The organism is Streptomyces sp. BYX5S, from assembly GCF_054724165.1.
Genome location: NZ_CM138829.1, coordinates 4,920,282 through 4,934,201 on the forward strand (window position 1 = coordinate 4,920,282; position 13,920 = coordinate 4,934,201).

The 13,920-nt window shown below is 73.0% G+C and carries 12 protein-coding genes; 2 read left to right on the forward strand and 10 right to left on the reverse strand.

Going from position 1 to position 13,920, the window contains the following annotated elements; genetic code table 11:
- Positions 1-21: 21 nt before the first annotated feature.
- The 6 genes from ACYBSK_RS22455 to ACYBSK_RS22480 form a co-directional block, all read right to left on the reverse strand.
- Positions 22-1,080, reverse strand: coding sequence for an LLM class flavin-dependent oxidoreductase (locus tag ACYBSK_RS22455; protein WP_457479008.1), 1,059 nt, complete (start codon positions 1,078-1,080; stop codon positions 22-24).
- Positions 1,077-1,907: a TauD/TfdA dioxygenase family protein gene (locus tag ACYBSK_RS22460; protein WP_460243070.1), complete on the reverse strand. Its 831-nt coding sequence runs from the start codon at positions 1,905-1,907 to the stop codon at positions 1,077-1,079. Before ACYBSK_RS22460 ends, ACYBSK_RS22455 begins: the two co-directional genes overlap by 4 nt.
- Before the next feature lie 76 nt (positions 1,908-1,983).
- A complete protein-coding gene (locus ACYBSK_RS22465) occupies positions 1,984-2,061 on the reverse strand; it encodes a putative leader peptide (protein WP_457481818.1) in 78 nt (25 codons plus the stop codon).
- A 63-nt stretch (positions 2,062-2,124) separates the two neighbouring features.
- A complete protein-coding gene (locus ACYBSK_RS22470) occupies positions 2,125-3,414 on the reverse strand; it encodes a sulfite oxidase (RefSeq protein ID WP_460243071.1) in 1,290 nt (429 codons plus the stop codon).
- A 366-nt stretch (positions 3,415-3,780) separates the two neighbouring features.
- Entirely contained in the window at positions 3,781-5,133 is a 1,353-nt protein-coding gene (locus ACYBSK_RS22475) for an MFS transporter (protein WP_457479011.1), read from the reverse strand.
- 21 nt (positions 5,134-5,154) lie between these two features.
- The gene (locus ACYBSK_RS22480) at positions 5,155-6,849 is read right to left on the reverse strand and encodes an amidohydrolase (protein WP_460243072.1); all 1,695 of its coding nucleotides are present in this window, start codon (positions 6,847-6,849) and stop codon (positions 5,155-5,157) included.
- A gap of 243 nt (positions 6,850-7,092) precedes the next feature.
- Between ACYBSK_RS22480 and ACYBSK_RS22485 the strand changes: the two genes are divergently transcribed.
- The gene (locus ACYBSK_RS22485; RefSeq protein WP_460243073.1) at positions 7,093-8,343 is read left to right on the forward strand and encodes a PucR family transcriptional regulator; all 1,251 of its coding nucleotides are present in this window, start codon (positions 7,093-7,095) and stop codon (positions 8,341-8,343) included.
- A 49-nt stretch (positions 8,344-8,392) separates the two neighbouring features.
- On the opposite strand, the gene ACYBSK_RS22490 is transcribed toward ACYBSK_RS22485, so the two are convergent.
- The 3 genes from ACYBSK_RS22490 to ACYBSK_RS22500 all read right to left on the reverse strand — a co-directional run bounded on the left by ACYBSK_RS22490 (position 8,393) and on the right by ACYBSK_RS22500 (position 11,746).
- Positions 8,393-9,271: a calcium-binding protein gene (locus tag ACYBSK_RS22490; RefSeq protein ID WP_460243074.1), complete on the reverse strand. Its 879-nt coding sequence runs from the start codon at positions 9,269-9,271 to the stop codon at positions 8,393-8,395.
- Positions 9,272-9,477: 206 nt separating this feature from the next.
- Positions 9,478-11,466 carry a glycoside hydrolase family 3 protein gene (locus ACYBSK_RS22495; RefSeq protein ID WP_460243075.1) on the reverse strand — a complete coding sequence of 663 codons (1,989 nt, stop codon included), beginning with the start codon at positions 11,464-11,466 and terminating at the stop codon, positions 9,478-9,480.
- 94 nt (positions 11,467-11,560) lie between these two features.
- Positions 11,561-11,746, reverse strand: coding sequence for a hypothetical protein (locus ACYBSK_RS22500; RefSeq protein WP_457479016.1), 186 nt, complete (start codon positions 11,744-11,746; stop codon positions 11,561-11,563).
- Here ACYBSK_RS22500 and ACYBSK_RS22505 point away from each other — a divergent pair.
- Positions 11,745-13,292: an FMN-binding glutamate synthase family protein gene (locus ACYBSK_RS22505; RefSeq protein WP_460243076.1), complete on the forward strand. Its 1,548-nt coding sequence runs from the start codon at positions 11,745-11,747 to the stop codon at positions 13,290-13,292. The two genes, ACYBSK_RS22500 and ACYBSK_RS22505, sit on opposite strands and share 2 nt — an antisense overlap.
- Here the strand turns inward: ACYBSK_RS22505 and ACYBSK_RS22510 are convergent.
- Positions 13,259-13,918: a response regulator gene (locus ACYBSK_RS22510; protein ID WP_457479018.1), complete on the reverse strand. Its 660-nt coding sequence runs from the start codon at positions 13,916-13,918 to the stop codon at positions 13,259-13,261. The genes ACYBSK_RS22505 and ACYBSK_RS22510 overlap by 34 nt on opposite strands.
- Positions 13,919-13,920 lie beyond the last annotated feature (2 nt).

Genomic DNA, 13,920 nt, shown 5'->3' on the forward strand with positions numbered 1-13,920 from the left:
CGGGGCACGCCCTGACGGGTGTCAGATCCCGACGGGCTCCCAGGCGAACGGGGGATCGGGGAGCTTGTCGCGCAGGACCGGGGCCACCTCGGACTGGAACAGTTCGAGGGAGTCCCGGTGCTGACGTCCCGTCAATCCCGCGGCGTCCGCGTGCACATGCAGCACCGAGTGCCCGAACTGCTGGTGGTAGCGGGCGACCTTGTCGACGACCTGCTGCGGGCTGCCGATCAGGGCCGAGCTGCGCTCGACGAAGTCCTCCACGGTCTCGAAGGCCACCGGAAGGCCGGACTGCCGCTGGAACGCGAGGTTCGCCTCGAAGACCGGCCGGTACACCGCCACCGCCTCCTGCGAGGTGGGGGCCACGTACAGGCCGGCCGTTCCGGCTCCGACGGCGATCCGCGCGGGATCGTGTCCGTAGTGCTCCCAGCGTTCGCGGTAGTGGCGGACCAGCTCGGCGTACGGCTCGATCGGGTGGGTGACGTTCGCCGAGAACAGCGGGTCGCCGTAGCGGGCGGCGAGGTCGACGGACTCCTTGCTGGTGGCGCTGCCGTGCCAGACCCGGACCGGCCGCTGGTACGGGCGCGGCCACACCTCGGCGTCGGTGAGGGGCGGGCGGAACCGGGTCGCCACGGTGACCCGGCCGTTCCGCCAGAGCCTGCGGAACACCTCGTAGCTCTCGGCGTTGCGCTCCCACTGGTCCTCGGGCGTGACCCGGAACAGCTCGCGCTGGGCGGTTCCGTTGCCCTTGCCGATGATGAGGTCGAGGCGCCCGCCGGAGAGGTGGTCGAGCGTGGCGTAGTCCTCGTAGGCGCGCACCGGGTCGAGCAGGCTGAGCGTCGTCACCGCGGTGAACAGGCGGATGCGCCGGGTCAGTGCGGCGATGTGGCTGAGCACGACGGTCGGCGACGAGGAGATGAACGGCCGCTCGTGCCGCTCCCCCACCCCGAACCCGTCGAAGCCCAGTTCCTCGGCGAGCACCGCGTGGTCGAGGACCTCGCGGAACCGGTCGTGGGTGGAGAGCTGGACGCCGGTGACCGGGTCGGGTCGGTGGGTGATCAGCGTGATGGCGAGGAACTTCACGGGGCGACCCGCTCGGCGGCGGGCTGCCGCACCGGTTCCGTGCCGATCACCTTGCGGTAGACGCGGGCGCCGTCGCCGTAGTCGTCCACGGCGTAGTGCCAGGTGGCCCGGTTGTCCCAGAGCACGAAGTCACCGGGGTGCCAGCCGAAGCGGATGGTGTAGTCGGGCGACGAGGCGTGCCGCAGCAGGTGGTCGAGCAGCACCTTGCCCTCCTGCGCGCTGACGCCGGTCAGGCGCAGCGCGGAGGTGCTGAGGAACAGGCCCTTGCGGCCCGTCTCGGGATGGGCCAGCACGAGGGGGTGCTCGACGGTGTCCTCGACGCGCTCGCGCTTGCTGCCCTGCGCGTAGTTCCCCGCGTTCGCGTCGTAGACAGCGCTCACCGAGGCGAGCAGTTCCTTGAACGGCTCGGACAGGTCGTCGTACGCCGCCTGGAGGTCGGCCCACAGGGTGTGTCCGCCGAGCGCGGGCACGGCGTCGTACGTCAGTGACTCGATCGCGAACACCGGCCGCCGCCACAGTCCGCCGATGTGCCAGGTGCTGGCCTTGCCGGTGTGCCGGACGTCGTAGGGGTAGACCAGTGGATGGTCGGCGTGCTTCAGCGCCGTCGGGTGGTCGAAGGGCTCGGCGAAGATGCGTACGGCCTCGACGTGCTGCTCCGGGGTGAGGTGCTGGTCGCGGAAGACCAGTACCTTGTGCTCCAGGAACGCCCGGCGCAGCGCTTCGGCGGTTGCCTCGTCGACGTTGCTCGTCAGATCGACACCGGTGACCTCGGCGCCGAACCGGGGTCCCGCCCGCCGGATCTCGTGGCGCGCGACAGTGGTGGTCATGGCTGTCCCCTCTCAGTGCTGCCGTTTCAGGAATGACACGCGGAGGGTCGCCTCGCACAGGGTGGCCGAGGCGACGTCAGGTCCGTCGACACGTGGACGTGGCGACGCGCGCCAGGTCCACGTACAGCCTGCGGTACAGCGTTGAAGGGCTCACCCGACCATGTGTAGCAGGGAGTTGAGCCGTGGATCGTTGCGGCGGCGTGAAATTCCGGCCCCTTCAGACCACGGTCACGGAATGCCGCACCACCGCGTCGAACAGATAGCCCTGCGTGTTGGGTACGGCGAGGTCCGGCTGGCTGCGGCCCGTGGTGTCGGTGGCGCGGGCCAGCACGTGGGTGGCGCCCGGGGTGTCGGGGGTCCAGGGTACGGACCAGCGGGTCCACGTGCCGGACCGTGGGCGGTCGTGGAGCCGGGCCGGGCGCCAGTTCGCGCCGCCGTCGGTGCTCACGTCGACCCGTGCGACGGCGCCCGCGCCCGACCAGGACCGGCCGTGCAGCACCTGTCCGGCACCCACGGGGAACGTGGCACCGTCGGCCAGCTCGAAGGCGCTCTTGACGGTCTGCCGGGTCAGCGGCGCGCTGCCCTCCGGCGGGTGGCCGGGGCCGAACAGCCGGTAGAACGTGGTGTTCCACGGGGAGAACAGCGGCTGCGCGGACACCTCGATGTCACCGACCCACTTGATGGACGCGATGCCCACCCACGACGGCACCAGCACCCGCACCGGGTACCCGTGGTCGTGCGGCAGCGGTTCGCCGTTCATCTCGTACGCGAGCAGGACGTCGTCCAGCGCCTTGGCCAGCGGCAGCGGGCGCCGCACCCGGCCGAGGTTCTCCCCGCCGCTGACGTACTCGGCGTCGAGGCCCCGCGGCTGCACGTCGACGGCCCGCGACGACAGTCCGGCCCTGCGCAGTACGTCCCCCAGGCGCACGCCTCGCCACCGGGCGACACCGATCGCGCCCAGGGTCCACGCGGTGCCGGTGACCGTCTCGCCCTGCTGGGACGTGTAGTGGCTGCGGCCGTTGCCCGCGCACTCGACGAACGCGGTGCGGGTGACGGCGGGCAGGGCCCTGAGATCGTCGTAGCCGAACTGCACCGGCCGGTCCTCCCCCGGTGCGCCCTTGAGCCCGCTGCCCCACAGCCGCAATCGCCAGTCGTGCGCGTCGAGGACGGGGGTCGCGGTGTGGTTGCGCACGAAGAACCGCTCGTTGGGCGTGTGGTGGCCGGTGCCGCGCAGGGCCTCCCAGCGGGTCTCGGCGTTGGTGCCGCGCTGGATGAACCACTCGGGCGGCAGCGGTTTGACGATGGGGGTGTCGGCGGCGTGGGCCGGACGCGGCGCCGGAAGAGCGGTGGCGGCGGCCGTGGCGGCGAGCAGCGTGAGCAGCCGTCGGCGGCTGACGCCGTCCGCGCGCGCCTCCCCGGCCAGGTACTGGCGCAGTCTGCGCCGGTCGTACGCCGTTTCGTCGAGTCGGGGCGCGGGGCGGGGCGGGGGCACGGCGGAAGCGGACATGGCGGGTCCTTGTCATCGGCGAGGAGCGGGAGAGCGCGGCGTGCGCGCAGGGCGGCCTACGTCGATGGCGCGTGCGGCAGGGGTGTTACGCAGGCCCGTGGAAGCGGCTGCCGGAGCAGCGCGTGATCAGCGGGAGCGGCGACACAGCGCGGCGGCCACGCGGACGAGGTCCACGGCGCGGCGGCGCGTCAGGGGCTCCGGCGAAGGCATGGCGCGATGCAAGCACGCGGGGCCTGGAGGTGTCAACGGAGCGTGTGTGCGGAGAAGTTGGGGCTGCGCTGCGACCGCACCCCGTTCGCCCGGCTTTCGACCGCGCCGGATGAACGGGGTGTCGGTTCGCTGCCCATGAGTCGGCCGGGGCCGGCGTCAGGGGGCGGTCACCACGTCGTCGCGGACCCGCAGCCGCTCCCCCAGCAGGCCGCCCACCGCGGTGAGCAGCGAGATTCCCGCGAGGAGGATCGCGGCGGGCCAGGACGCCGAGCCGCCCGCCGCGTCCAGCAGGGCGGTGGCGATCATCGGCAGGAAGCCCGTCACGGCGCCGGCGATGTTGTAGGCCAGCGCCACGCCGCTGTAGCGGAGATGGGCGGGGAACATCTCGGTGAGGAGCGCGCCCGACACGGCGTAGGTCACCGCGAGGAGCGCGATGCCGAGCGCCACCGCGACGACGACCGCGGCGTGGTTGCCGGTGTCGATCAGCCAGTACAGCGGGAACGCGCACACCGCGGAGGCGATGCCGCCCCACAGGGTGACGCGGCCCGGACCGACCCGCTCGGCCACCCGGCCCATCGCCAGGATGACGAAGATCTCCACCACGGCGGCGATCAGCGTCGCGTTGACCATCAGGCTCTTGGGCAGGCCGAGGGTGCCGGTGCCGTAGCTGATGACGAAGGTGGTCAGCAGGTAGAAGCCGCCGACGCCCAGCAGGGCGGAGCAGATCGCGACGAGGAGGCGGCCCCAGGCCGTGCGGAACACCTCGACGGCCGGGACCTTGGCCCGCTGGTCCTTGCGGAGCAGTTCGTCGAAGAGCGGGGACTCCTCGACCTTGCGGCGGAAGAAGTACGCGAGCGCGGTCAGCGGGAAGGCGAACAGGAACGGCAGGCGCCAGCCCCAGGAGTCGAACGAGTCGGAGGGCAGCATCAGCACCAGGGCGAACGCGCCGGAGGACATCAGCGTGCCGACGGGCGAGCCGATCTGCGGCAGCGCGGCGTACCGGCCGCGCTTCTCGGGCGGCGCGTGCTCCACGGCGAGCGTGACGGCGCCGCCCCACTCGCCGCCGACGGCGACGCCCTGCAACAGGCGCAGGAAGACCAGCAGCAGCGGTGCGGCGAGGCCGATCGTCGCGTAGCCCGGCAGCAGACCGATGAAACCGGTCGCCACGCCGATGCTGATCACCGTGATGAGCAGGGCGGGGCGGCGGCCCATGCGGTCGCCGAGCCAGCCGAACAGGACGGCGCCGAGGGGGCGGGCGGCGAAGCCGACACCGAAGGTGCCGAACGCGGCGAGCGTCGCCGTCGCGGGGTCGAGCGACGAGAAGAACTGGCTGTCGAAGACGATCGCGGCGGCCGTGCCGAACAGGAAGTAGTCGTACCACTCGAGGGCGGTGCCGACGAACGCGGCGAACGCCACGCGTCCGGCCTCCTTGCCGGTGACGACGGGCCCGGCCCCGCCGCCCGGTGGCGCCTGGCCCGACTCGGCCCGGGTGCGGTCGAGTTGCGTCATGTCAGTGCTCCTTGTGCGGTGTCACGCGCGGGGCTGCGCGGAAGCGGGGGCGGGGACGGTGGGGATGGCGCCGGCGAGGCGGCCGAGGCCGTCCAGGGAGTCGGCGCCGTGCACGCACGCGCCCTCGACGAAGGTGGCCAGGACCTCGACGGCCGCGATCCGGGCCGGGTCCACGGCCACGGGGTCGTCGGACAGCACCACGAAGTCGGCGTACTTGCCGGGCGTCAGACTGCCCCGGCGGTCCTCCTCGTGGCTCGCCCACGCGGCGTCCAGCGTGTAGGCGCGCAGCGCCTGCTCGGCGGTGGCCCGCTCGTCGCCCGCGAGCAGTACGCCCGCGCGGCTGAGCCGTTGCACCATCGACTGCATGCCGAGCAGCGGCGCGCCCGCGGCGACCGGCCGGTCCGAACTGCCGGGCACCCGCAGCCCGTGCTCCAGGAACGAGCGGTGCCGGTACATCCAGCCGACCCGGTCGGGTCCCAGCGCCTCGGCCATCGTGTCGCCGACCGCGTACAGGAAGTGCGGCTGCGGTACGGGGACCACGCCGAGGTCGGCGTAGCGGGCGAGCTGGTCGGGGCGGACGACTCCGGAGTGCTCGATGCGGTGGCGCGCGTCGGGCCGCGGCAGTGCCTCCTGGGCGCGGGCGAAGGCGTCGAGGGCGAGGTCGATGGCCTCGTCGCCGATGGCGTGGGCGGCGACCCGCCAGCCGGCCCGGTGCGCGGCGACCATCAGGTCGCGCATGTCGTCGGGGCTGTCCTGGTACACGCCGTGGTGGCCGTGCCCGCACAGCGGCTCGGTGACGGCCGCGGTGCGGCCGATCAGGGATCCGTCGAGCCACAGCTTCACCGGACCGATCCGCAGCCGGTCGTCGCCGAACCCGGTGCGCAGGCCGAGGTCGATGCCGGTGGTGATGCCGTCCGAGGCGTGGGCGGCGAGGGAGTGCAGGTTGTCCCCCGCGACCATCAGCTCGACGCGCACCGGCAACGTGCCGCGCTCGCGGGCGAGTTGGTAGGCGGCGGCCTCGACGGGGCTGCGCCCGATCAGGCCCTGGCCGATGCCCGCCTCGGTGACATGGGTGAGGCCCTCGGCGGTGTAGACGGCGGCCGCCGTGGAGATCGCACCGGCCAGGTCCTCCACGGACACCGGCAGGGTGAGAGAGGTGACCAGGTTCTGGGCGCGTTCCTGGAGGAGCCCGGTGGGCGCGCCGTCGCCGTCCCGTACGACGACACCGCCGTCCGGCTCGGGCACGCTGCCGTCGAGCACGCCCACCTGGTCGAGCACGGCGCTGCTGACCGCGCACATGTGCCCGGAGCGGTGCTTGAGCCACACCGGGCGGCCCCCGGCGGCCCGGTCGAGGGCGGACCGGTGGGGGTGCCCGCCCATCACGGTGTCGTCGTAGCCGGCGCCGACCACCCACGCGTCGGCGGGCAGCGCGGCGGCCCGGTCGGCGACGGCGTCGTAGAGGGCGTCGAGGGTGGCGGCGCCGGACAGGTCCAGTTCACCGAGGCTCTGTCCGAACCACGCCATGTGATTGTGCGCGTCGGCGAAGCCGGGCACCACGGTGGCGCCGTGGCAGTCCAGGGTGGTGCGCGCGGGGAGGTGTGCGACGTCGTCGTCCAGGCCGACGATCCGGCCGTTCAGCACCCCGAGCGTGTGGGCGGTGGGCCGCCGGTCGTCGACGGTGCGGATACGGGCGTTGGTGAGTTTCAGATCGATCATGAGCCTCAGGCAGCCTGGTGGTGCGGCCGGACGCGCGGAACCGGCGGCGGGACGGACACGGACGAGGGGAGCGGACGGACGGCGGACGGGGCGCCGGAGCCGGGCGGCGGCCCGATTGGGCAATGGCCAGTGAACTTCCGGGGCGTCCGAGCACGCGCTCCGCGCACAACCAGCAGAATGCCTGGTGAACAGCGCCACGAACAGTGGCGGACCGCTTACGGTTCACGACGCCATAATGGGCAGATGCACAATCCACCCGACGCGAGCTCCGGCCCGAACCCGGGATCGGCCCCGCACCCGGCCGCGGCCCCGGACACCGCCACGGGTCCGCCCCGTGAGCGCGGCACGTCCGAGCCGGTGACGCGGGCCCTGCACACCCTCGTCCGTGACTGCCTCGACGACCTGGACCGCCTCGTCGAGCGCTACGTGGACGAGATCTCGCAGTTCGAGGGGTACCAGGGGGCCGTCGACCGGCCGGAGCTGACGCAGATCGGGCGCACCTGCTACGAACTGCTGCTGCGCCTCATCGCGGACCTGCCCACGTCCCCCGAGCTGCTGGCCACCTCGGAGCAGCTGGGCCGCCGCCGCGCCCACCAGGGCGTGCCGCTGGACGCGCTGATGCAGGCGATCCGCACGGACTTCCGGGTGCTGTGGACCGAGTTCCTGGACCGCACCCCGGCCGCCGGGCTGCCGGATCTGACGAGGAGCGCGGTGCGGGTGTGGGAGGCCGTCGAGTACCACGCGGTGCACACCCATGCCGCGTACGTCGACGAGATCGCCGTGATGGACCGCGAGCGCGCCCGGGAGCGGGCCACGCTGATCGGCCGGCTGCTGTCGTCGGACGGCCGTGACTCTCAACTCCTCGCGCAGACTGCCACGTTGCTCCAGGTGGAGCCCACCGACGACTTCGCGGTCGCCATCGCGCCGCCCGACTCCCAGGTCCGGCTGCGCGAGGCGGTCGACGCGCATCTCACCGACCGGGGCACCCACCTCCAGCAGCACCACGGCATGCTCGTGCTGATCACCGCGCTGCCGCCCGGGTCGGAGGGCCGGCCGCCGCGCTGGCTCGCGGAGGTGGCGTGCGCGTTCGGGCCGACCGCGCACGGGCTGGCGCGGGTGCCGGAGGCGGTGCGCATCACCGAGGCCATCGCCTCGGTGCTGGCCCCGGACGCCGCGGGTCCCGTCACCCTCGCGGACGCCTGGATGCCGGTGGCGGTGGCCCGTCTCGGCCCCACGGCCGCGGTCCTGGCCCGTACGGTGCTCGCCGGGCTCGCCGACCTGGCGCCGCACGAGCGGGACCGGCTGGTCGAGGCGGTCACCACGTACTGCGACACGGGGTCGGCGAGCGCTGCCGCGCGCGAGCTGTACTGCCACCGCAACACGGTCCTGAACCGGCTGGCCCGCTTCGAGGCCCTGACCGGCTACCGGCCCACGCGCCCGGCGGACGCCGCGACGATCCTCTTCGCGCTGCGGGCCCGCACCCAGGCGGCGTGACGTACGAGGCACGGGGCGGGCCCGACGGGGGCCGGGCCCGCCCCGTGCCTCAGTCCTGCGCGACGACGTCCGCGCCGGGACCGCCGATCAGCAGGTCCACCCCCGGGCCGCCGTGCAGCGTGTCGTCGCCCTTGCCCCCGTAGAGGGTGTCGGCGCCGTCGCCGCCGTCGAGGAAGTCGTTGCCGTCCCCGCCGTTGATGAGGTCGTCGCCCGCGTCACCGGCCAGGTTCTGGCCCTGGGCGCCGCCGCGGATGTCGTCGTCGCCCTCGCCGCCGCTGACGGAGGAACCGTCACCGGTGGCGGTGAGGATGTCGTCACCGGCGCCGCCGAGCACGACGGCCCCGCCGCCCTTCGCGGTCACGGTGTCGGCGCCGTCGTCGCCGAGGACGACCGCGGCCTCGCCGACGGCAAGGGTGTCGTCGCCCGCGCCGCCGCGCACGGCGTTGCCGTCGACGCTCCCGGTGTCGGTGAGGGTGTCGGCGCCGTCGCCGAGGTCGACGGAGGCGAAGTAATAGGTCTGGTCGGTGTCGTTGGCGTAGGTGACACGGTCGTCGCCGTCGCCGAGGCCCAACTTCAGCCCCGCGTACGGGTCCTGGCTCTCGACGGTGGTGACGGTGCAGCTGACCCGGGTGGGGTCGGCGGCATCGGGGTGGGCGCAGCCGGTGGTGACGTCGATGGGGACCACGTCGTCGATGACGTAGGTGATCCGGTCCGGTCCCGCGGCGGTCGCGGTGACGGTGGCCTCGTTGGCCTGGCCGTCGGCGGCGGCGTAGACGACGGTCCGGCCGGTGGTGTCGAACCCGGCGGTGGCCGGGGCGCCCGGCGCGGCGAGCGCGGCCGGGGCGGCGACGAGGCCCGCGCCGAGGAGCAGCGGGAGCAGCGAGGCGGTGCGCAGGACGCGACGGCGTGCGGTGGGACGGCTGTGCATGGTGGAGCCTCCGTACGAACTGTGTGGCGTTGACACCCGGTTGGGACACGGAAAGCCCTTGCGGGGTTGCGCCCGCTTCTTCCCTCCTCTCCCCTGCCCGGACCGGCTCCCACCGCCCTGACCAGCACCGTCCATCCGCCCCTCGGCCGACGCCCGCCGCGACTCCACCTGTGCGTAGCGGAAAGTTCATGCCGCCCGCGGCGCGCTCAGCGGTAGTCGAGACCGAACCCGCGCTCGTACAGCGGGTGGGTCGTGTCGTCGGGGACGTCGCCCCGTTGTGCCTCCACCTCCTTCTGGGAGGAGGGGAGTTCGAAGGGGAGCCGGCCGCCCGGGGCGCGCTTGCCGAAGACCGTGTCGAGGAGGACGGCGTCGGAGACGCCGAAGTTGGCCACGACCGCGTCGGCGGTGCGCGCGACGCCCGTCAGGATCAGCGGGCGGTCCAGTTTGGGGACGGCGACGGTCGGGGTGCCGCTCGCCGCGGCCGTGCGCAGGGCTTTGTAGTCGGGGTCGGAGTCGGGGAAGTCGAGGCCGGTGAGGTCGGCGCCGCCCCGCGGGTCCGCCAGGCGCACGAGCGCGAGGTCGGCGTCGGCCGGGTCGTCCACCACGGTCAGTCCGCGCGCCTCGGCCTCGTCGGCGGAGACACCGTGCAGGTAGACGGTGCGCACCGTGCCGCGGTGGGCGGGCAGGGTGCGGTCGCCGTTCTTCAGCAGGGTCAGCGAGTCGGCCTGCGCCCGGTCGCCGACGGCCTGGAACGCGGCGTTGCCGACCAGCCGCCCGGCCGCCGCCTCGTCCACGTACGGGTCCTCGAACAGGCCGAGGCGGAACTTCTGCTCCAGCACGCGGCGGGCCGCCTCGTCGACCCGCTTTTCGCTGACGAGCTTCTGCCGTACGGCCTGCACGACGTACGCGGGTTGGTCGCTGCCGCCGATCTGGTCGACGCCCGCGTTGAGGGTGAGCGCCGTGCGCCGCAGGATCGACTGGTCCTCCACGCCCCAGGGCATGCCCACGCCCCACGGGCCGATGAAGGAGGCCGGGGGCCGGTTGGCGCGGCACTGCTCGGGGCAGTCGCCGGTGATGCCCCAGTCGGAGACGATGACTCCGTCGAACCTGTAGGTGCCCCGCAACAGGTCCTTGAGCAGGTACGAGTTGAAGCCCGCCCCCACCTGGTCCAGTTTGTGGCCCTTGTGGGTGAGGTCCTTGAGGATGGAGTACGTGGGCATGATGCCGGAGGTGCCCGCGGCGAACGCGCCCTTGAACGGCGTGATGTGGTCCGCGAAGTTGTCGCCGGGGAACGTGGCGTAGCGGCCGTAGTAGTAGTGGCTGTCGTAGCCCTGGGCCTGGGCGCCGTAGCCCACCCAGTGCTTGGTGACGGTGGCGACACTGTCCGGGCCGAGCCCGTCCGCGCCGCGCTGCATTCCCTTGACGTACGCGTTGACCTGGCGGCCCGCGGCGTCCGGGTCCGAGCCGAAGGTGCCGTTGATCCGGGTCCAGCGGGGCTCGGTGGCGATGTCGGCCTGCGGCGAGAGGCCCTCGGTGATGCCGACGGCCCGGTACTCGCGCCGGACGATGTCGCCCAGCTGCTCGGTGAGCCGCGGGTCGTGCGCGGCGCCCATGCCGATGGCGTCGGGCATGGCCGTCGTCCCGGCGCCCGCGACGGTCTGGCCCTCCACCACGGCGAACCCGTTGCGCGGGTCGGTGGAGACGACCACGGGGATGCCGAGGCGCTGCTTCTCGGCGATCGCCTGGACGGCGTTGTTGGCGGCGGCGACCTTCTCGGGGGACGCGGAGAGGCGGGTGATGGCGGTGGTGACGTGCCGGTCGCCGACCAGTTGGGCCGTGCCCGCCGGGTCGTACCCGTCACCTGCGTTGGCGAGGTTGCCGTGGACGAGGAGGCCGGCCTTCTCCTCCAGGGTCATCCGGGCCAGCAGGTCGCGGGCGCGGGCCGCGGCGCTCAGCCGCCAGTCCTCGTAGGGGGTGAGCCGGCCGTCGCGGTCCAGGTCGCGGAAGCGGATGCCGCCGCGCTCCAGGATCGGCGCGTCGCGCGACTCCAGCCGGGGCGGCGCGGGCGGCCTTCCCCGGGCGTCGGCGGACGCGGGGAGCAGGCCGGGCTGGGCGAGAAGGGCGGCGACGGTGGTGACGGCGGCCCCGACGGCCAGTCTTCGCCGGCCGCCCGTGGGGTGATTGCGTGAACGCATGCGTTCCTCTCCATCGAGGTCCACTTGAGCGCGTACAGGCCCTCCCGCAGCCGGTTCACCGCCCAACGGGCAGTGGCGCAGGGGGGTTTCGTCTTCATGCTGTGAAGCGATGCATCACCGGAGCGCCTTCAAAGTAGGTTGCGCGTTCAAGCATTGCAAGAGGCGTGACACCCGAAGACTCGACGACCGACGCGCGGCCTCTACCATCAGGTGGCGTTTCGACCCGGACGGCGGTGCCGTCCGGGTCGAACAGGTCAAGGAACGAGGAGAGGAACGTCATGCGTGCTCGGAACATCGGTGCGGCCGCCGCGACAGCCCTGGCGCTGGTGGCCGCCCGCGACCTCACACAGAAGAAGCACGCACTGCTGCGCAACTTCCCCGTGCTCGGGCACGCCCGGTACCTGCTGGAGACGATCGGCCCGGAGCTGCGGCAGTACGTCGTGACCTCCAACGACGAGGAGCGCCCGTTCAGCCGGGACCAGCGCAGCTGGATCTACGCGTCGGCGAAGGAGGAGAACAACTACTTCGGCTTCGGCACCGACAACGACGTGGAACACATCCAGGGCCACGCGTACGTCAAGCAGCGCACGTTCGCGGGGGCGCTGCCCGACCTGCACGACCCGCAGGCACCGCTGCCCTCGGCGAAGGTGCTGGGCGGGCCGCGCGGGCGCGCCAAGGCGTTCCGCCCGGCGAGCGTCGTCAACATCTCCGCGATGAGCTTCGGTTCGCTGTCCGGCGCGGCCATCACGGCGCTCAACAAGGGCGCCGCGCTGGCCGGGGCGATGCACAACACGGGCGAGGGCGGCCTCTCCTCGTACCACCGCGGCGGGGGCGACCTCGTCCTCCAGATCGGCACCTCGTACTTCGGCTGCCGCAACGAGGACGGCACCTTCAACCTCGACAAGCTCAAGGCGGTCGTCGACGGCGCCCCCGTCAAGGCGCTGGAGATCAAGCTCTCGCAGGGCGCCAAGCCGGGCCTCGGCGGGATGCTGCCGGGCGCGAAGGTGACGCCCGAGATCGCGGAGATACGGGGTATCCCCGCCGGCAAGGACTGCGCTTCGCCCTCCCGGCACACCGCGTTCCACGACGTCGACTCGATGCTCGACTTCGTGGAGCTGCTCGCCACCGAGACGGGTCTGCCCGTCGGCATCAAGAGCGCCGTCGGGGAGATGAGCTTCTGGGAGGAGCTGGCCACGCGCATGGCGCCGGGCGACCGCGGCGTCGACTTCGTGACCATCGACGGCGGCGAGGGCGGCACCGGCGCGGCGCCCCTGATCTTCAGCGACTCGGTGTCGCTGCCGTTCCGGATGGGCTTCTCGCGCGTCTACAGCACGTTCGCCGAACACGGCCTCACCGACCGGCTCACCTTCATCGGCTCCGGCAAGCTCGGCCTGCCCGAGAACGCCACGGTCGCCTTCGCCCTCGGCGTCGACATGGTCAACGTGGCCCGCGAGGCGATGCTGTCCATCGGCTGCATCCAGGCGCAGAAGTGCCACACGGACAAGTGCCCGACCGGTGTCGCCACCCAGGCCCCCTGGCTGGTGCGCGGCGTCGACGCGCCGTCGAAGGCGAACCGCGCGGCGATGTATCTGCGCACGCTGCGCCGGGAGTTGCTGAAGGTGTCCGGCGCGGTCGGCGTCGCCCACCCGTCGCTCATCACGCCCGACGACGTCGAGATCCTGAACGGGGACTACGACGCCCGGACGCTGGCGAGCGTGTACGGCTACAAGGACGGCTGGGGCGCGCTCGGTCCGGACCTCGCCCGGGAGATCACCGCGCTGGTCACCGCCGATCAGGGCTCGACCAACCCGACCCGGATCGCGTAACGGGTCAGTTCCAGACGGTCCTTGAGGCCCAGCTTCTGCAACAGGTTGGCCCGGTGCCGCTCGACCGTCTTGGCGCTGATGACGAGGAGGTCCGCGATGTCCTGCGAGGTGTGTCCCTCGGCGACGAGTTTGAGGATCTCCTCCTCGCGGTCGGTGATGGTCCGGGCGGGCGGGAACCTGCCCTCCCGGATGCAGTCGAGGTACGTGCGGATGAGCGCGCCGACCGCGCCGGGGTAGAGGAAGGGCTCGCCGCGCATCGCGGCCCTGCACGCCTCGACGAGGTCGCGGTCGGCGACCGACTTGAGGACGTAGCCGGAGGCGCCGGCGGCGAGCGCCTCGAAGAGGTACTGCTCGTTGTCGTACATGGTGAGCATGAGGATGCGCAGTTCCGGCTGGGCGCGGATGAGTTCGCGCGCGGCCTGGAGGCCGGTCATGCGCGGCATGGCGATGTCCAGTACCGCCAGGTCGGGGCGGTGGGTGCGGGCGGCCTCGACGGCCTCGGCGCCGTCCCCCGCCTCGGCCACCACGGCGAGGTCGGGTTCGCCGTCGAGGATGAGGCGGACGCCGCGGCGGACCAGGTGGTGGTCGTCGGCCAACAGGATGCGGGTGGGCTGCGGCTCGGGCATGG

Coding starts and splice junctions, on each gene's coding strand:
- ACYBSK_RS22500 (WP_457479016.1), bottom strand. CDS start 11,746: ATGACGTTCCTCTCCTCGTTCCTTGACCTGTTCGACCCGGACGGCACC.
- ACYBSK_RS22460 (WP_460243070.1), bottom strand. CDS start 1,907: ATGACCACCACTGTCGCGCGCCACGAGATCCGGCGGGCGGGACCCCGG.
- ACYBSK_RS22505 (WP_460243076.1), top strand. CDS start 11,745: ATGCGTGCTCGGAACATCGGTGCGGCCGCCGCGACAGCCCTGGCGCTG.
- ACYBSK_RS22470 (WP_460243071.1), bottom strand. CDS start 3,414: ATGTCCGCTTCCGCCGTGCCCCCGCCCCGCCCCGCGCCCCGACTCGAC.
- ACYBSK_RS22485 (WP_460243073.1), top strand. CDS start 7,093: ATGCACAATCCACCCGACGCGAGCTCCGGCCCGAACCCGGGATCGGCC.
- ACYBSK_RS22480 (WP_460243072.1), bottom strand. CDS start 6,849: ATGATCGATCTGAAACTCACCAACGCCCGTATCCGCACCGTCGACGAC.
- ACYBSK_RS22495 (WP_460243075.1), bottom strand. CDS start 11,466: ATGCGTTCACGCAATCACCCCACGGGCGGCCGGCGAAGACTGGCCGTC.
- ACYBSK_RS22475 (WP_457479011.1), bottom strand. CDS start 5,133: ATGACGCAACTCGACCGCACCCGGGCCGAGTCGGGCCAGGCGCCACCG.
- ACYBSK_RS22510 (WP_457479018.1), bottom strand. CDS start 13,918: ATGCCCGAGCCGCAGCCCACCCGCATCCTGTTGGCCGACGACCACCAC.
- ACYBSK_RS22490 (WP_460243074.1), bottom strand. CDS start 9,271: ATGCACAGCCGTCCCACCGCACGCCGTCGCGTCCTGCGCACCGCCTCG.